General features: G+C 69.1%; 14 protein-coding genes. 2 read left to right on the top strand and 12 right to left on the bottom strand.

Features of this window, described 5'->3' with window-relative positions; all coding sequences use genetic code 11:
- Positions 1-56: 56 nt before the first annotated feature.
- From C5E07_RS03785 to C5E07_RS03795, 3 genes are all read right to left on the bottom strand, one after another.
- Positions 57-464 (bottom strand): tautomerase family protein, encoded by a 408-nt coding sequence (locus tag C5E07_RS03785; RefSeq protein ID WP_104298491.1) that lies wholly within the window; start codon positions 462-464, stop codon positions 57-59.
- A gap of 209 nt (positions 465-673) precedes the next feature.
- Complete coding sequence (locus C5E07_RS03790; protein WP_104298492.1) at positions 674-1,678, bottom strand: sugar phosphate isomerase/epimerase; 1,005 nt, start codon at positions 1,676-1,678, stop codon at positions 674-676.
- A 1-nt stretch (position 1,679) separates the two neighbouring features.
- Positions 1,680-2,888, bottom strand: coding sequence for a Gfo/Idh/MocA family protein (locus C5E07_RS03795; RefSeq protein WP_104240642.1), 1,209 nt, complete (start codon positions 2,886-2,888; stop codon positions 1,680-1,682).
- Between the two features lie 130 nt (positions 2,889-3,018).
- Between C5E07_RS03795 and C5E07_RS03800 the strand changes: the two genes are divergently transcribed.
- Positions 3,019-4,074, top strand: a complete 1,056-nt coding sequence (locus C5E07_RS03800) for a LacI family DNA-binding transcriptional regulator (RefSeq protein WP_104298493.1) — start codon at positions 3,019-3,021, stop codon at positions 4,072-4,074.
- Positions 4,075-4,128: 54 nt separating this feature from the next.
- Here C5E07_RS03800 and C5E07_RS03805 read toward each other — a convergent pair whose 3' ends face one another.
- On the bottom strand, positions 4,129-5,355 hold the full coding sequence (locus C5E07_RS03805; RefSeq protein ID WP_104298494.1) for a galactokinase family protein: 1,227 nt from the start codon (positions 5,353-5,355) through the stop codon (positions 4,129-4,131).
- A 332-nt stretch (positions 5,356-5,687) separates the two neighbouring features.
- Here C5E07_RS03805 and C5E07_RS03810 point away from each other — a divergent pair, with 332 nt between their 5' ends.
- A complete protein-coding gene (locus C5E07_RS03810) occupies positions 5,688-7,223 on the top strand; it encodes a DEAD/DEAH box helicase (RefSeq protein ID WP_104298495.1) in 1,536 nt (511 codons plus the stop codon).
- A gap of 131 nt (positions 7,224-7,354) precedes the next feature.
- Here C5E07_RS03810 and C5E07_RS03815 read toward each other — a convergent pair whose 3' ends face one another.
- The 8 genes from C5E07_RS03815 to iolB form a co-directional block, all read right to left on the bottom strand.
- Complete coding sequence (locus C5E07_RS03815; protein WP_104298496.1) at positions 7,355-8,038, bottom strand: GntR family transcriptional regulator; 684 nt, start codon at positions 8,036-8,038, stop codon at positions 7,355-7,357.
- Positions 8,035-9,030, bottom strand: a complete 996-nt coding sequence (locus C5E07_RS03820; RefSeq protein WP_104298497.1) for a DMT family transporter — start codon at positions 9,028-9,030, stop codon at positions 8,035-8,037. Before C5E07_RS03820 ends, C5E07_RS03815 begins: the two co-directional genes overlap by 4 nt.
- Before the next feature lie 105 nt (positions 9,031-9,135).
- Entirely contained in the window at positions 9,136-10,608 is a 1,473-nt protein-coding gene (locus C5E07_RS03825; protein WP_160071522.1) for a sugar porter family MFS transporter, read from the bottom strand.
- 163 nt (positions 10,609-10,771) lie between these two features.
- Complete coding sequence (locus C5E07_RS03830) at positions 10,772-11,644, bottom strand: sugar phosphate isomerase/epimerase (protein ID WP_104298499.1); 873 nt, start codon at positions 11,642-11,644, stop codon at positions 10,772-10,774.
- 9 nt (positions 11,645-11,653) lie between these two features.
- Positions 11,654-12,676 carry a Gfo/Idh/MocA family protein gene (locus C5E07_RS03835; RefSeq protein WP_104298500.1) on the bottom strand — a complete coding sequence of 341 codons (1,023 nt, stop codon included), beginning with the start codon at positions 12,674-12,676 and terminating at the stop codon, positions 11,654-11,656.
- Positions 12,677-12,701: 25 nt separating this feature from the next.
- Positions 12,702-13,613, bottom strand: coding sequence for a sugar phosphate isomerase/epimerase (locus C5E07_RS03840; protein WP_104240651.1), 912 nt, complete (start codon positions 13,611-13,613; stop codon positions 12,702-12,704).
- A 63-nt stretch (positions 13,614-13,676) separates the two neighbouring features.
- Positions 13,677-15,575 (bottom strand): 3D-(3,5/4)-trihydroxycyclohexane-1,2-dione acylhydrolase (decyclizing), encoded by a 1,899-nt coding sequence (gene iolD / locus C5E07_RS03845; protein WP_374953183.1) that lies wholly within the window; start codon positions 15,573-15,575, stop codon positions 13,677-13,679.
- A gap of 50 nt (positions 15,576-15,625) precedes the next feature.
- Positions 15,626-16,555 carry a 5-deoxy-glucuronate isomerase gene (iolB, locus tag C5E07_RS03850; RefSeq protein ID WP_104298502.1) on the bottom strand — a complete coding sequence of 310 codons (930 nt, stop codon included), beginning with the start codon at positions 16,553-16,555 and terminating at the stop codon, positions 15,626-15,628.
- Positions 16,556-16,748 lie beyond the last annotated feature (193 nt).

The raw sequence follows: 16,748 nt of genomic DNA on the forward strand, positions 1-16,748 counted from the left end.
GAGGAACGCCCACGGCTGAGCCGTGGGCGTTCTGCGTTGAGCCTCGGGGGAGAGCGCTATGCGCGGTTGGGCACCGCGAGCTCGCCCGTGAGGTACTGGGCGCGGCCGAAGCCGAAGGTCCAGTCCTCCGGCCCGTTCTCGACGTAGCCGATGAAGACGTCGTTGCCTTCGACGCCGCGCTCGCCGAGCGCCTCGGCGATGCGGGCGTAGAGCGACTGCTTCGCCTCGGGCGTGCGTCCGCGCTGCGTGAAGATCTGGATCATGACGACACCTGACGAGCGCTCGAAGCCGAGGCCGGCATCCTGGGCGATGATCTGCCCGTTCTGGTGCTCGGTGATGATCTGGAACCGGTCGCGAGCGGGAATCCCGTACTCGGCGACGATGGCGTCGTGGATGGCGTCGGCGATGGACGAGATCTGCTCGGGGCTGCGGCCGGCGTTGACGTCGATGCGTACGAGAGGCATGGTGCGGTGTCCTTGAGGTCGAGGGCGAGGTGACGTGTGTTGTCTGCGCTCCGATTCTAGTGGTAAAAGTCCTAATGTCCTAACAAATTCGGAACGCACCGAGACCACGAAGGGCCACATCCGTGCGGATGCGGCCCTTGTGGTCAGGCGCGGGGCTCTCGCAGAAGAGTCGCACCCGAGTCTGAGGTCGGAGCGGGATCAGAGTGGGGTCAGAGCGAGGTCTCGAGAGCTGCATCCGCGTCGGTGAGCACCTTCGCGGCGACCTCGAGGCCCTCGATGCGGCCGAGCGAGGTGTCCTCGTGCTCGATGTTGACCCACATCTCCGGGTCGACCTCGTGCAGCGCGCGAAGGAACTCCGTCCAGAACGCCGTGTCGTGGCCGCGCCCGAGCGCGACGAAGTCCCACGCGGAGTTCTTCGGCCACTCGTTCGCCCACTCGTCGCCGCCCAGATTGGTGCGCGGCTCGTCCGCCGAGAGTTTGCGGAACTGGTTGTCGAGCACGCCGTAGATCGCAGCCGCCGGGTTGACGCGCACGTCCTTCGCTGCCGCATGGAAGACCCACTCGCCGAGGTCGCGGACGACTGCCACCGGGTCCATCTGCTGCCAGAAGAGGTGCGAGGCGTCGAGCTCGACGCCGATGTTCGTCGTGCCAGCGCGCTTGATCAGCTCGCGGAAGTTCGCGGGGTTGAACACCACGTTCTGCGGGTGCAGCTCAAGCGCGACCTTCACGCCGTGCTCGCGAGCGAGCTCGTCGATCTCAGTCCAGAACTCCGCCGCCACGTCCAGCTGGTAGTCGATGACGTCGAGCGCCGCCGAGTTCCAGGCGTTGACGACCCAGTTCACGGTGGTCGCGCTGGGCTCGCCGCCGGGCAGTCCCGACATCGTGACGACCCGGTCCTGTCCGAGGCGAGCGGCGAGGCGGATCGAGCGTCGGATGTCCTCGGCGTGCTGCTCGCCGATCGCACGGTCGGGGTGCAGCGGGTTGCCGTTGCAGTTGAGGCCGGCGATCGAGACGCCGGTGCCCTCGAACTGCGCGAGGAACGCGTCCCTGGCCTCGTCGCTCTCAAGGATCTCGTCGAAGTTCGGGATGTGCGTGGCGGGAAGGAACCCGCCGGAGTTGAGCTCGATGCCGGTGAGGCCCAGCTCGGAGACGACCTGGATCGCCTCGGGGAGCGAGCGGTCGTGGAGGATCGCGTTGTAGACGCCGAGACGCATGTCAGGCTCCGTTCTTCTGTGCGCTGGTGGGGGAGATGCGGACGGCTGCGCCGTCCGCCGCGGCCGACTCGGCGACGGCGTGGAGGAGCTCCATGTTGTGGATTCCCTCCTCGAAGCTCGCGCAGCGGGGGAGCGAGTCCTCTTCCGAGATCCCCGCCACCTCCTCGAGGAAGGAGCGTGCCTGGTAGGAGAAGGCCTCGTTCTGGCCGAAGCCGACGCTGGGGGCATCCATCGCGAGACCGCCGGCGATGTAGGGGTGCTCCGGGCCGAGGATGATCTGGCGGTACCCGTTCTGGGCGGATGGGGCGTCGTTGAGGAAGAGCTCGATCTCGGAGGGGCGGCGCTGGTCGTAGCGGGCGGCGCCGTTCTCGCAGAACACCTCGAAGATGAGGCTGTTCGCGTGGCCTCTGGCGACTCGGGAGACCTCGATGGCTCCTGCGCCCTGGGCGAACTTGAGCGAGAACGCCGCGTAGTCGTCGTTCTCGACGGGTTCGAACGTGTCGCTGACCGCTGCGTGGTCGTGCCCGAGCACCGCGCCGAGCGGGAGTGGCCGCTCGTGGATGACCGTGCTGAGGGTGCCTCCGCTGACTTCCTGGATCTCGCCGCCGAGGAACTCCGCGATGTAGGTCATGTGACTTCCGACGTCGGCGAGGGCGCCGCTGCCGGGGCCGCCCTTGAAGCGCCAGCTCATGGGGGCCGTCGGGCTGCACGCGTAGTCGGTCCAGTAGCGACCGCTGAAGTGCAGGAGCTTGCCGAGTGTTCCGTCCTGGATGAGCTGGCGGATGTACGCGATGCCGGGGGAGCGGCGGTAGGTGAAGCCGACGCGGGCGATGGAGTCCGCGCGCTCGGCGGCTGCCGCCATGGCGTGGGCGTCCTCGATCGAGTCGCTGAGCGGCTTCTCGCAGAGCACGTGCTTGCCGGCGGCGAGGAGGCCCTCGACGACCTCGCGGTGCAGCGAGTTCGCGATGACGACGCTGACGACGTCGATGTCGTCGGCCGCCGCGATGGCCTGCCAGGAGGAGTCGGTGCGCTCATAGCCGAAGCGCTTGGCGGCGAGTGCGCCGAACTCCGGGTTGACGTCTCCGATCGAGACGAGGCGGATCTCGGGCAGCGTGGGGCTGTAGAGGGTGGATGCGACGCGGTAGGCGGCGGCGTGCGCGCGGCCGGCCATGCCTGCGCCGATGACGGCGACGCCGAGTGGCTTTGTCATTGGTTCTCCTGTGTTTCTGCGAGAGCTGTGTTGGGTGAGCGCAGGCGACCGCCGACGGTGTTGGAGCGCTACACTGGAAGGTAGGTCATGAAACAATGTCCTGTCAAACAATCGTCGTCCGGAGTGTCGAATGCCCCCTTCCCCGCGTCAGAAGCGCCCGACGATCTACGACGTCGCCGAACGCGCCGGGGTCTCGAAATCCCTCGTCTCGCTCGTGCTGCAGAACTCGACCCGCGTCAGTGACGAGAAGCGGGCAGCGGTGCGCGCGGCCATCCAGGAGCTCGGGTACCTGCCGAGCCGGGCCGCCACGGCGCTTGCCGGGAACCGCACCCGCGCCATCGGCGTCATGATCGACGACTTCCGGAACCCCTGGTTCGTCGACCTGCTCGAGGGGATGCAGGCGGTGCTCAACGCGCCGGGCTTCCACGTCACCGTCGCCGACGCGAATCTCAACGCGCACCTCGAGCAGTCGCCCATCAGCGGCTTCCTGGCAGCGGGCGTCGAGGGGCTCGTCATCGGCGGCGACGTCGACGCGGTCCCTGCCGAGGGGTTCCCCGTGCCGACGGTCGTCGCCGGCAACCGTGCGATCGTGCCGGCGGGCGCCGACCTCGTCGCGAACGACGACGAGGCCGGCGCGCGGCTCGCGGTCGAGCATCTCCGCGACCTCGGGCACACGCAGATCGGCCATGTCACGGGAACCGGCCGCGCCGCCGAGCTCCGGCGGCGCTCCTACGAGCGCGCCATGCGCGACGCGGGGCTCGAGCCGCGTGTCATCGGCGGCTCGGGAGCGACCGACCAGAGCGAGGGGCGTCGCGCATCACGAGACCTCTTCGAGCGTTGGCCGGCCACGACCGCCGTCTTCGCGGCGAACGACGTCATGGCGCTCGGCGTGCTGGGAACGCTCGATGAGCTCGGCTTGCGCGTTCCCGCGGACGTGTCGATCGTGGGCTACGACGACTCGCACCTCGCGGGCTTCGACCACCTCTCGCTCACCTCGGTCGATGACCGAAGCGCCGAGGTCGGTCGCGCCGCGGCCGAGCTTCTCCTCGCCCGCATCGAGGGGGTGCGGGCGGCAGCCCGCGACGGGGCGGCAGGGGTTCCGTCCGGAGCGACGCGGAGGGTCATCCAGCCAACGCTCACCGTGCGCGGCTCGACGGCGACCGCGGCGAACGCCACGACCGCCTGAGGCCGCCACCGGTTCTCCAGGGACAGGCCAGCACGGGTGCCAGTCGACTGCGGCTCAGCGGTCGCGCCGCGCCCCAGCAGCGGGTTCGAAGGCCAGCACGAGCGGCTCTTCCCACCCCTGCTCGGCGTACGCTCCCAAGACGCTCTCGCGCAGCTCGTCGAACTTGTCTGCGGGATGCATGACGAACACCGAGCCGCCGAGGCCCGTGCCGGTCATGCGGGCGCTCGCCGCGCCCAGGTAGGTGGCCAGCTCGACCGTGAAGTCGATGCGCGCCGTCGAGACCTCGAAGTCCTCACGCAGCGACACCTGCGACTCCGCGAGGAGATGGTTCCGGGATTCGGGCGCCTCTCCGGTGCGCATGAGCTTCGTGAACTCGAGCGTGCGGGCGATCTCGGAGACCACGTGCCGTGCGCGCCGGAACACGGTGTCGTCGAGCCGCTCGGCCGCTGCGTCCAGCTCCGCCGGCCGCACCTCGCGAAGCGTCTGGAAGCCGAGGGTCTCCGCCGCTCGTGCACAGTCATCGGCCCGCTGCGCGAACTCGGCCGACCAGTTGCGGTGGGCTTCCTTGGTGTCGATGAGCACGCGCACGAAGCCGGAATCGGCGGAGCTCGGCGCAGGCAGGATCGAGACGTCGGAGCCGCGAGCATCGAAGAACACGTCCTCGTTGCTCCGCGCGGCGTGCACGGCGATGTGGTCGCTCAGGCCGCTGGGCGCGCCGACGATCTCCGCCTCCGTCTGGCGCCCGATCTCGGCGAGCTCCTCGACGTTCATCCCGAGGCCCCAGAAGTCGTTGAGCGCCGTGCTGATGGTCGCGCAGACGGATGCCGAGGAGGCGAGCCCGGCGCCGACCGGCACGTCCGTCGTGAGGAAGATGTCGAGGCCCGTTCCCAGGAAGAACGGGACTCCAGGGTCGGTCTCGTCGCCGTCGCCGCGCGTGCCCTCCGGCGGGTTCTCGCGAGCGAAGCGGAGCATGCTCGCGACCGCACCGAGCGGGTAGGCACGCCAGTCGCGTGCGGGGATCTCCGAGGCGATCGACCGCAGGTCGGTCACCGCCTCGTCGGGGGAGAGGTCGGTGACGATGCGGATGCGCCCGTCGTCGCGGGGCGCGATCGCCGCGCTGGAGCGCAGGGGGATCGCGCAGGCGTACCCGACGCCATCCTGCAGATCGGTGTGGTCGCCCATGATGCTGACCCGGCCGGGTGCCGACCAGACTCCGAGGGGCTCTCGCTCGAACGCGGCTCGGAAGCCGTCGCACACGATCGTCGTCAGGTCTCTGCTCATCTCGTCACCGTTTCTCAGGCATGGGCGAATGGGCGTCCGCCCCTGTGCATGCGCACGGTGATTCTAATAAATGCGTCCTGGACGAGCGCCGAAACCCCCGTGCGTGGGCCGTCCCCCTGGTCGGGAGGCGTTCGGCGTGCTAGGGTCGACAGCTTGTGGGTCCCATTTCCCACGATCGTCGTACCGTTTGTTGTTCGAGGGCACTCTTTCTGCCTCGGCACGATTTCACGAGTTGCGGCGAACGGGCACATTCGCCCGCATCATCGCCGCAAGAGCGCAGCACACGAGTGTTGTGCGTTCTCTGCGTGCCGATTGAAAGGCATGACCTCCATATGACGGAAACCACCTCAACTTTCGCCGAACTCGGCGTCCCCAAGTCGCTCGTGACCGTGCTCGACGCAGCCGGCAAGCACGAAGCCTTCCCCATCCAGCAGTCGACGCTTCCGAGCACCCTCGCGGGTCGCGACGTCCTCGGCCGTGGAAAGACGGGCTCCGGCAAGACGCTCGCGTTCGCCATCCCGCTCGTCGCGCGCCTCGCCGGTGCCGTCTCCGGTGGCAAGCGCCGCCCGGGCCGCCCGCTCGGCCTCGTGCTGCTCCCGACCCGCGAGCTCGCAACCCAGGTCGCCGCGGTCATCGAGCCGCTCGCGAAGGCTGCCGGCCTCACCGTGACGACCGTCTTCGGTGGCGTCTCGCAGCGCCCCCAGGAGACCGCGTTCCGCAACGGCGTCGACATCGTCGTGGCCTGCCCCGGCCGCCTCGACGACCTCATGAAGCAGCGCATCGTGAACCTCGACGCCGTCGAGGTCACCGTGCTCGACGAGGCCGACCACATGGCCGACCTCGGCTTCCTGCCCGTCGTCACCCGCATCATGAACGCGACGCCGCAGTCCGGCCAGCGTCTCCTCTTCTCCGCCACGCTCGACAACGGCGTGGACAAGCTCGTGAAGAAGTTCCTGAGCGACCCGATCCTCCACTCGGTCGACGAGTCGAACTCGCACGTCGCGGCCATGACGCACCACGTGTACGAGGCGGAGACGCCCGAGGCGAAGACCGCCCTCGTCCACGCGCTGGCGAGCGGCAAGGGCCGTCGCATCATGTTCATGCGCACCAAGCACCAGGCGAAGAAGCTCGCCAAGCAGCTGACCGCGTCCGGCATCCCCGCCGTCGACCTGCACGGCAACCTGTCGCAGAACGCCCGCGACCGCAACCTCGCGGCCTTCTCCGGTGGCGAGGTCAACGTGCTCGTCGCAACCGACGTCGCCGCCCGCGGTGTGCACGTCGACGCCATCGAGCTCGTCGTCCACGTCGACCCGCCCGCCGAGCACAAGGCATACCTGCACCGCTCCGGCCGCACGGCCCGCGCGGGCTCCGAGGGTGACGTCGTCACGCTCATGCTCCCGAGCCAGCGCAAGGACACCGAGATGCTGCTGCGTCGCGCCAAGATCGGCGTCACCCCGCAGCGTGCGAACGTCAACTCGCCGTTCGTGAACGAGCTCATCGGCGAAGTCGCCCCGACCGTGCGCCCCGTTCCGGGCGGACCGGGATCCGGCAACGTCGAGGTCAGCCAGGGCCGTGGCACGTCGCAGGGCGCGAACGCTCGTCGCAAGCGCGACGCTGCACCAGCTCGCGGCGGCGCAGCTCGTGGCGGCTCCGGCAACGGCGGCGGCCGCGGTCGCGCGGCCTCGTCGTCCTCGCAGGGCTCGTCCGCGTCGCGTCCGGCGCGCGGACAGGCGGGCGAAGGCGCAGCTCAGGGCCAGCGTCGCGGAGAATCTCGTCCGCGTCGTGCTGGCACCTCCTCGCCGGCCGCGCCTTCACGCGGTGGCGAGCGCGGCGGTTCGCGTCGCGCCAGCTGGTCCTCCGGCCAGTAGTCAGCGCCTCACACGCAGCATCCCCGAACGGGCGGTCCGAGCAATCGGCCCGCCCGTTCGGCGTCTCTCGCGTGCGTCCCTCGTGTGCATCCCGCGCGCCTTCACGTGGGGATGCGGCGCTGGAGGGTGCCTCAGGTGGGGGAGCTGGCAAGCAGGTGTGCCGTGAGGGCGTCGAGGTGGGCGCGCACCGCCGTCGGGCCATCGTGCTCGAGCAGGGTGAGGTAGCGCTCGTGGTCCTCGGCGAGCCCCTTGGCGCCGTAGTGCTCGTGAGCTCCCGCCAGCAGGAGCCTCACCTCGCTCTCGAGCGAGCGTGCAGTCTCGCTGATCCGCGGGCTCCCGGCCGCATCGATGATCGCCTGGTGCACGGCCGCGTGAGCTGCTTCAAGCTGCCGCCACGAATGTGCGTCGGTCACCTCGAGCTCCCGCAGCTGGGCGATCTGAGCCAGGATCGGCGCCCGCACCTCGTCCGGCCAGCCGTCCGGGTGCCGGGAGTTCAGGATGCGCACGGCCTCGGATTCGAGCGCGCAGCGCAGATCCTGCATGGCGCGGATCTCGGCGTCGTCGAGGTTCGTGACCTCGACCCCCTTGTAGGGAGCTGCGTGGACGAGGCGCTCGGACGCGAGGGTGGCCAGCGCCGTCCGCACCGTGTGCCGCGAGAGCCCGAACTCGGCGGCGAGGTGCTCCTCGCGCAGCGACTGGCCGCGGACGTAGCTCCCCTCGAGGATCCGGTCGCGGAGGGTCGCCGCGAGCTTCGCCGACGCGGTCGGCCGGGGCGTGAGCGCGGCGGGCTCGGGGCGGGGCTTCTGGTGGATCATCGCGCGCCTCGGCCCGCCGGGGCCTGGCTCGCGTCCGCTGCGCGTGCGGTGAGCGGCCTGCCGCTGCGTGTGCGAGCACGAGTCGCGCCGAAAACGAGGACCACGATCCCCGCCGCGAGCACGATGAGGCCGAGGGCCTCGAGGCCAGCGAGCTGCTCTCGCAGCACGACCAGCCCGAGGATGCTCGCGGTCAGTGGTTCCGCGAGCGTCAGCGTCGAGACGGTCGCGGCCTGCAGCTTCGCGAGCCCGGCGCCGAAGCACAGGTAGGCGACGGTGGTGGTGATGACGCCCAGCCACGCCGCGGTCGCGAGGCCGGCCGGCGTGAGCATCCACTCGGCACCGCTCGCGAGGAGCAGGGGGATGCTCAGCACGCCAGCGGCGCCGAAGACGATGCCCATGGTGCCGTCGGCACTCCAGCCGCGGTTCATGAGGGCCTTCGCCGAGAGGGTGTAGATGCTGTAGCTCGCGCCGGCGCCGACCGACGCCGCGATGCCGCCGAGGTTCGCGCCGCCGGCATCGCCTGTCCCTGCGGCCGCGATGAGGGCGACGCCGAGGATGGCGATCGCGGTCGCGACGCCCCAGCTCAGGCCGGGGAAGCGGCGCTCGAGCCCCCACTGCAGGAGGCCGGTGATGACCGGGGCCGATCCGAGCGCGAGGACGGTGCCGACGGCGACGCCGCTGCCCGCCGTCCCAGCGAAGAACAGCGGCTGGTAGAGGAGCACGCCGAGCGCGCCAAGGGCGATGAGGCCGAGCTGGGCACGATTCGTTTGGTGGATCCGGGCGGAGTCGGGCCGGAGCTGCAGGGAGCCTCCGAGGGCAGCTCGGCGGCGCAACCTGGCGAACAGCGCCCAGGCGCCGAGGAGCGTGCCGCCGAGCGCGAGGCGAGCGGAGCCCAGCGAGAACGCGCTCACCTCGGGCGCGCCCAGTGCCTGCGCCGTCCCGGTCGTGCCGAAGCAGACCGCGGCGAAGAGGACAAGTAGGAGCGGTGTCATGGGCTGATTGTTACACAATCGTCGGCCTCGCGTTGCACGCGACGGAACGAGCGATGGGCTCGGCCGAATCGGCCGAGCCCATCGCTCGCTGGTGCAGCGGGAACGCTACTTCTTGGCGGTCGGGAGGAAGATCGCGCCGGTCGTGACGTCCTCATCCAGTGCCTCGAGCGTACGTCCACGAGTCTCGGGGATCTGCGTCGCGACGAAGAGGAGTGCGAGCACGCCGACTCCCGCGAACACGAAGAACGTGCCCGTGATGCCGAGCGCATCCACCACCGAGGGGAAGTACAGCGAGATGAAGCCGTTCGCAACCCAGAGGGCGAAGATCGAGACACCCATGCCGATGCCGCGCATGTGCAGCGGGAAGACCTCGGAGAGGTAGACCCAGACGGCCACGTTGAGGAACGTCTGCATCGAGCCGACGAACGCGACGACGAGGAACAGGATGACCCAGGGGCGCAGCGGGTTGCCCGGCTCGAGGATCATGGACGAGAAGCCGATGAGCAGGTGGCAGGCCGTCGTGAGCGAGAAGCCGATGATGAACGTCTTGCGGCGGTCGAACCTGTCCATGTAGGAGAGGGCGATGAAGGCACCGACGACGGCGATGATGCCGGGGGCGATGTTGGCGATGAGCGCCGCGCTCGAGTCGAAGCCCGACTCGATGAGCACGATCTGGCCGTAGTACATGATCGAGTTGATGCCCGTGAGCTGCTGCGCGACACCGAGCCCGATGCCGACCAGCAGGATGCGGCGGAGCCACTTGTTGCCGAGGATGGCCTTGAATCCGACCTGCTTCTCCTGACCCTCTTCGAGGGCGACCTTCTCGACCTGAGCGAGCTCAGCCTCGGCGCGCTCGGGGGAGCGGACGGTCTTGAGGACCTCGAGGGCCTCGGCGTCGCGGCCCTTCTCGACGAGCCAGCGCGGCGACTCCGGCATACGCAGCATGCCGAAGAACAGGCAGATCGCCGGGATGGCGCAGATGGCGAACATGATGCGCCAGACGCCGTCGAGGTGCCCGAGGGTGTTGCCGAGGATGGCGTTGATGACGAACGCGGAGAGCTGGCCGATGACGATGGCTGCTTCGTTGCGACCCGAGATGGACCCGCGGATCTCGTACGGGGCGAGCTCGGCGAGGAAGACCGGCACGACCGTCGAGGCGCCACCGACGGCGAGGCCGAGGAGGATGCGGCCGACGACGAGCACTTCGAAGTTCGGGGTGAAGACGACGACGACGGTGCCGAGGAAGAAGAGCACGGCGAGCATGATGATCGTCTTGCGGCGGCCCCAGCCATCGGAGAGGCGGCCGCAGAAGATGGCGCCGATGGCGGCTGCGAAGACCAGGGAGCTGGTGACGACGCCCTCGGTGAGTGGCGTGAGGCCGAGCTCCTCGGTCATCGGGTTCAGTGCGCCGTTGATGACACCCGTGTCGTAGCCGAAGAGGAGACCGCCGAAGCACGCGACGATCGAGATCAGCCCGAGCCGCGAACGGTGCGGCCCAGCTGTGAGGGGCGGAAGTGATTTCTCGGCGGTGGGGCCCGCCGGGTGCGATGAGGCCATTTGGACGTCCTTGTCATGGATGCTGCGAGGTGGAGCGGGGTTGTGCGGGGGTACTGCGGGGGCGCGTTTTCTGCGAACGCGTGTCTTGATGGTAACCGAAGAATGACGTGATGTGAATATGTCCTGACAAATATTCCAGGAGAGCGTGTGGCCCCGCAGCTCAGAGCTGCGGGGCCACACGGTGTCAGGAGGAGGCGACAAGCTCCCGGATCTTCTCGAGCTGGAACTTCGAGACCTCGTCGGCCCGTTCGTCTTCCGCGAAGACGTTCGAGACGATGAGCGCGTCCTCACGGTCGAGGTAGCCGATCTGCTTCAGCGTCGTGAACAGCTCCGCGAAGTCGACATCGCCGTCGCCGATGCGCAGGTGCTGGTGGATGCGCGCCTCGTTGCCCGGAGGGTTCGAGATGTAGCGCAGCCCGTGCGAGCGGTGATGGTCGAACGTGTCCGCCGTGTAGACGGCGCCCAGGCGCTCGCCCAGCTCGGGGAGCAGCGTCGTCGCGCGGTCGCCGTAGTGGAAGGTGTGCGAGGCGACGTACACGAAGCCCACGTTCTTGCTGTTGAGCCCGCGGATGACGCGCCACCCCTCGAGCCCGTCCTCGACGAAGTCGTTGGGGTGCGGGTCGATGTTGAGCTGGATGCCCTCGCGCTCGAGGATCGGCAGGAGCGTCTCCATCGAACGGTGGAAGGCGTCCTCCGACTCGGTGAAGTGGGCAGGCTCACCGCTGAACTCCGTGTTGATCACGGGGATGTCCAGGATCGAGGCGAGCTCGATGACGCGGGTGAAGTTGCGCACCGCGGCGAGGCGACCCGCCTCTTCTGGGCCCGAGATGCGCTGGACCGGGAGGATGGCGGGGATCGTGACGCCGGCATCCGCTGCGCGCTTCTTGAACTTCAGCGCGTACTCGTCGTCGGCCGACGGATGGCGGAAGAACCACGAGAAGTCGGGGTGCGGCGTGATCTGCAGGTACTCGTAGCCCAGGCGGGCCGCGATATCCGGGAAGTCGAGGAATCCGGCGTCGTGGTGGAACGGCGTCGGGTCCAGGGCGATGCGAACCATGGTGACTCCTTATGCCTTGTCGTAGAACGCGGGGCGCTCGACCTGCTTGACCTCGACGATGCCCCCGCCGAACGCCTTGACGCCCGCCTCGCAGGCCAGGGCCACGCGGTAGCCGTGGAACGCGTCAGGGCCGTCGATGGTGCCGCGGGCGACCGCGTCCACCCAGCGCTGGATCTGCACGTCGTAGGCCGCAGCGAAGCGGGTCACGAACGAGCGGTGCTCCTCCTTCGCGAACGCACCGTCCGACCAGGTCTGCACGCCGTTGGCCTGGCCGATGCGCGCGAGGCCGTTCGAGAAGACGGCCTCGGTCGCGACCTGGTAGCCGAACTTGATGCTCACGTTCATCTCGACGTCGACGAGGATGCCGTTCTCGAGCTCCAGGAGCACGAGGATCGGCTCCCGCAGTCGCTCCGGCGAGTTCGGGTTGCGGCGCATGTACTTGATCTCGATGCTGCGGATCTCGCTGCCGGCGAGCCAGGGGATGACGTCGAGCTCGTGCACCACCGAGTCGTTGATGAGCATGTCCTGCGTGTACGACTCGGGCACGTCGGGGTTGCGGTGCACCGCGCGGAGGGCGAGGAGCTCGCCGGCCTCGCCAGAGGCGATGATCTCGCGCAGGCGGGCGTACTCGGCGTCGAATCGGCGCATGAAGCCGAGCTGGATGAGGGGCCGGTCGGATGCGGCCATCTCGGCCTCGACGACCCGGAGCGAGGACGCGGAGTCGGCGGTCAGGGGCTTCTCGCAGAGGATGGGGAGCTTTGCCGCGAGGGCGGGCAGAAGGACGGGCTCGTGGAACTTGCCCGGCGTCGCGATGACGACGGCGTCGACGGCGTTCGCCGCGATGGCGTCCTCGATGCTCGTGAACCACTGCGCACCCGGGGCGTTCTCGAGGGCTGCGGTGCCGCGTCCTTCGTCGGGCTCGATGACGGCGGAGACGATCGCGCCGCTGATGCGCTTCGTGATGCGGGCGATGTGGTCGGCGCCCATGAGGCCGGCGCCGACGACGCCGACGCGGAGGTCAGTTGAAGTCATGGTGATGGTTCCTCTTCTTCAGGTGCTACTTGGCGCGGGCCGCGGGCGTGGAGCCGCAGATGTGCTTGAGCGTGCGCTCGGCGATCGGGTACGGGCGGTCGGCCGAGCAGCCGAACATGTCCTGCTCGACGATGCCGAAGATGTTCGGGTCGATCTCGGCGGCGCGGGCGACGATGGGTCCGAGCTCCGGGATGCCGTTCGGGGGCTCGACCATGATCATGTCGGCGGCCGCTTCCGCCCACGACACGTCGTTCTTGAGCACGTCGAAGAGCTTGTCCGGGTCGACCTGCTTGAGGTGCAGGTAGCCGATGCGCTCGGGGTACGCGTTCATGAGGCGGAGGCTGTCGCCGCCGTAGTAGGAGAAGTGGCCCGTGTCGAGGCAGAGGTTCGTGTACCTGGCGTCGGTCTCGGTCAGGAGCCGCTCGACCTCGCGGTACGTGCCCACGTGGCTGTCCGCGTGCGAGTGGAACTGCTGCTTGACGCCGTACTCCTCGAGGAGCGCCTTGCCGAGGCGGTCGTGCCCGGCCGCGAGGCGCTTCCACTGCTCGGCGTCGAGCGTGCGTGCCTCCTTGGCCTGGCCCGTGATGTCGTCGCGCCACATGTCGGGGATCGTCACGAGGTGCTCTGCGCCGAGCTTCGACGCGAGGCCCGCGACGGCGATGGCCTGGTCCCAGGCACGCTGCCACTGGCTCTCGTCCTCGTTGTGGAAGCCCGTGAAGACGGTTCCCGCGGAGAGCTTGAGGCCGCGCGACTCGAGCTCGTCGGAGAGCTGGTCGGGGTCGGTGGGGAGGTAGCCGTACGGGCCGAGCTCGATCCACGTGTAGCCGGCCTTGACGACCTCGTCGAGGAACGTCTGCCACGGGATCTGGCCGGGGTGGTCGGGGAGCCAGATGCCCCAGGAGTCAGGTGCGGTACCGATTCGGATGCTCTGCGACATCGTCGTCTGCTTTCTGTAGAGGGTCGTTCGTGTGCGGTTGGAGGAGTGCTTGCGGCGGGTCGGTCAGCCGAGCAGCGGCCGCTGTGCGGCCTTCTGCTCCAGGTAGTCCTCACGCGCGCTCTTCGTGGAGTCGAGCGTGGAGGTCTCGGCGACCGGCACGTCCCACCATCCCTCGCCGTCGGGGGCGTAGAGGAGGGGGTCGCTGTTGATGTGGATGAGCGTGGAGGTGTCGGACGCCTTGGCCTTCGCCATGGCCTCGCGCAGCTCGCCGATGGCGTTCGTGCTCGGCTCGATCTCGATCGTGTCGATCCCGTAGCTGCGGGCGTTCGCCGCGAGGTCGACCGGAAGGATCTGCTCGCCCTGGAAGTTGGACCCCGCCTCGTCGAACGCGCGGTACCAGGTGCCGAAGCGCTCGGAGCCGACCGTCTCGGAGAGGTGTCCGATGGAGGCGTAGCCGTGGTTCTGGACGAGCACGACGATGATCTTGATGCCCTCGGCGACTGCGGTGACGAGCTCCGTGTGGAGCATGAGGTACGAGCCGTCGCCGACCATGACGATGACGTCGCGGTCGGGGGCAGCGCGCCGCACGCCCATGCCTCCCGCGATCTCGTATCCCATGCAGGAGAACGCGTATTCGACGTGGTAGCCGAGCGGGTCGCGCACACGCCACAGCTTGTGGAGGTCGCCCGGCAGCGATCCTGCCGCCTGGACGATGACGTCGCGGGGGTCGCTGGACTCCTGCACGGCGCCGATGATCTCGGACTGGCCGGGCAGCTCGAGGCCGCTCGGCTCGAACGCCAGGTCGACGGCCGCGTCCCACTCGGTCTTCTGGGCCGCGATCTGACGCGAGTAGTCGTCGCTCACGCGGAAGCCGGAGAGCGCCCCGATGAGCTTCACGAGCGTCTCGCGCGCATCCGCGACGACGGGCAGCTGCGAGCCGTGCTTGTAGGCGTCGAACGCGGCGACGTTGATGTTGACGAAGCGAACGCCGTCGTTCTGGAAGACCGTGCGGCTGGCCGTCGTGAAGTCGCTGTAGCGCGTGCCGATGCCGATGACGACGTCGGCCTGCGCGGCGAGGCGGTTCGCGGCGGTCGTTCCGGTCGCGCCGATGCCGCCCAGGTACTGCGGGTGGTCCCAGTCGAGGGCGCCGCCGCCGGCCTGGCTCGTGCCGACGGGGATGCCGGTGGCCTCGACGAAGGCGCGCAGCTCGTTCTCGGCGCCCGAGTAGATGACGCCTCCGCCGGCGACGATGATCGGGTTCTTCGCGTTCCTGATCGCCTCGACGGCGCGCGCGAGCGGGCCGGCTTCCGGGAGGGGGCGACGGATGTGCCACTCGCGCTCCTCGAGGAAGGCGAGCGGCACGTCGATGAGCTCCGCCTGCACGTCCTCGGGCAGCGCGATCGTCACGGCGCCGGTCTCGGCGGGGTCCGTGAGGACGCGCATGGCGGCGAGCGCGATCGAGTACAGCTGCTCGGGGCGCTGCACGCGGTCGAAGAAGCGGGAGAGGGGACGGAACGCATCCGTCACCTGGATGCCCGTGTCGTGCGGGAACTCGAGCTGCTGCAGGACGGGGTCGGCGACGCGCGTCGCGAACGTGTCGCTCGGCAGGAGCAGCGCGGGCAGGCGGTTCGCGGTGGAGAGTGCGGCGCCCGTGAGCATGTTGGCGGCGCCCGGTCCGACGGATGCTGCGCTCGCGTACGTCGCGCGGCGCCGGCGCATGCGCGCGTAGCCCACCGACTGGTGCACCATCGCCTGCTCGTTGCGCGCCTGGAAGTACGGCATGAGGCTCGGGTCCTCGACGTTGGCCTGCTTGAGCGCCTGGCCGATGCCGGCGACATTGCCGTGGCCGAAGATTCCGAACATGCCCGGGATCGTGCGCTCGCGCACGTCGCCGTCGACGGTGTACTGCTTGCCGAGGAACTCGACGAGGGCCTGGCCGACGGTCATTCGCTTGGTTGACATCTGCGTCATTTCCTTTTGGTGGAGCTGGTTGCTTGGAGAAGGCTGGCGGGTTACTCGGTGCCGTACGGCAGGCGGGAGTCGAACTCCTGGGAGGCCCACTGCTCGCGCACCCAGCCGTGGGCGGGGTCGTCGCTGATGAGCCATTCGCGTGCCTCGTCGGGGCCCGCCATGACGTTCAGGTAGTACAGGTCGTACCCGGGGGCCGCGACGGCGGGGCCGTGGTAGCCGAAGGGGACGAGGGCGATGTCTCCGGTGCGCACGATCTCGTTGATCGAGATCTCGCCGGCCGGCGACGTGTAGGTCGCGAACATGCCGAAGGCGTCAGCGCCCTCTGGCACGGTGGCGTTCTTCGTGGGCTCGCTCTCGAAGTAGTAGATCTCCTCAAGGCGGCTCTCGTGGCCAGGGTGGTGCTCGTCATGCTTGTGGGGCGGGTACGACGACCAGTTCTCGGCCGGCGTGATGACCTCGCACACGATGAGCTTGGCAGCCTGCAGGGAGCCGGGGATGCCGAAGTTCTGCACCTGACGGCTCGAACGACCGGCACCGCGCAGCTCCACCGGCACGTCGCTCTTGCGGAGCACCTGGAACGGGAAGACCTGGGCTGTCGGCGCCTCTGCGACGGCGACCCTGCCGTGTCCCGTGACCACGGCGCTGGTGCCGACGGGGAGGTAGGCGACGTCCGCCGGCCCGTCGAAGACCGAGGCACGGCCCTCGAGCTCGACGGACGCGGGCGCATCCGCGCCGTCGAGCTCGAGGGACGCGTCTCCGCGGAGGGGGATGACCATTCGCTCAATGTCGCCTGCGGGCAGCTCGAGGCGCACACCATCGGAGAGGTCTGCGACTCGGATGCCCGTGTGTTCCCAGCCGGGGAGCGTCGCATCGACAACGCTCTCCCAGCCGTCTCGCGAGAGGGCTCCGCGGGCCCTGAACCAGGTGTTCTCCGCAGCGTCCCGAGAGGGTGCTGATGTGTGTGAGGACATTGCTCGTGAGTCTTTCTGGTGAATGGTCGTGGTGGGGCGGCTCGTCGTGCTGAGCCGGGCAGCCGTGCTGCGCTGCCTCGTGGTGCTGTGTCGGCTAGTCGTTTTCGGGGAAGCCGAGGTTGATGCCGCCGTGCTTGGCGGGGTCGAGCCAGCGGCTGGTGACGGCTTTCTCGCGAGTGTAGAAGTGGAAGCC

The sequence above is a fragment of the Pseudoclavibacter sp. RFBJ3 genome (assembly GCF_002931375.1).
Taxonomy (GTDB): domain Bacteria; phylum Actinomycetota; class Actinomycetes; order Actinomycetales; family Microbacteriaceae; genus Pseudoclavibacter.

Excerpts from the sequence above, each read along its gene's own strand:
- C5E07_RS03805 (WP_104298494.1), bottom strand. The coding sequence starts at position 5,355 with ATGAGCAGAGACCTGACGACGATCGTGTGCGACGGCTTCCGAGCCGCG.
- C5E07_RS03790 (WP_104298492.1), bottom strand. The coding sequence starts at position 1,678 with ATGCGTCTCGGCGTCTACAACGCGATCCTCCACGACCGCTCGCTCCCC.
- C5E07_RS03800 (WP_104298493.1), top strand. The coding sequence starts at position 3,019 with ATGCCCCCTTCCCCGCGTCAGAAGCGCCCGACGATCTACGACGTCGCC.
- C5E07_RS03835 (WP_104298500.1), bottom strand. The coding sequence starts at position 12,676 with ATGACTTCAACTGACCTCCGCGTCGGCGTCGTCGGCGCCGGCCTCATG.
- C5E07_RS03785 (WP_104298491.1), bottom strand. The coding sequence starts at position 464 with ATGCCTCTCGTACGCATCGACGTCAACGCCGGCCGCAGCCCCGAGCAG.
- iolB (WP_104298502.1), bottom strand. The coding sequence starts at position 16,555 with ATGTCCTCACACACATCAGCACCCTCTCGGGACGCTGCGGAGAACACC.
- C5E07_RS03840 (WP_104240651.1), bottom strand. The coding sequence starts at position 13,613 with ATGTCGCAGAGCATCCGAATCGGTACCGCACCTGACTCCTGGGGCATC.
- iolD (WP_374953183.1), bottom strand. The coding sequence starts at position 15,575 with ATGTCAACCAAGCGAATGACCGTCGGCCAGGCCCTCGTCGAGTTCCTC.
- C5E07_RS03810 (WP_104298495.1), top strand. The coding sequence starts at position 5,688 with ATGACGGAAACCACCTCAACTTTCGCCGAACTCGGCGTCCCCAAGTCG.
- C5E07_RS03815 (WP_104298496.1), bottom strand. The coding sequence starts at position 8,038 with ATGATCCACCAGAAGCCCCGCCCCGAGCCCGCCGCGCTCACGCCCCGG.
- C5E07_RS03795 (WP_104240642.1), bottom strand. The coding sequence starts at position 2,888 with ATGACAAAGCCACTCGGCGTCGCCGTCATCGGCGCAGGCATGGCCGGC.
- C5E07_RS03820 (WP_104298497.1), bottom strand. The coding sequence starts at position 9,030 with ATGACACCGCTCCTACTTGTCCTCTTCGCCGCGGTCTGCTTCGGCACG.
- C5E07_RS03830 (WP_104298499.1), bottom strand. The coding sequence starts at position 11,644 with ATGGTTCGCATCGCCCTGGACCCGACGCCGTTCCACCACGACGCCGGA.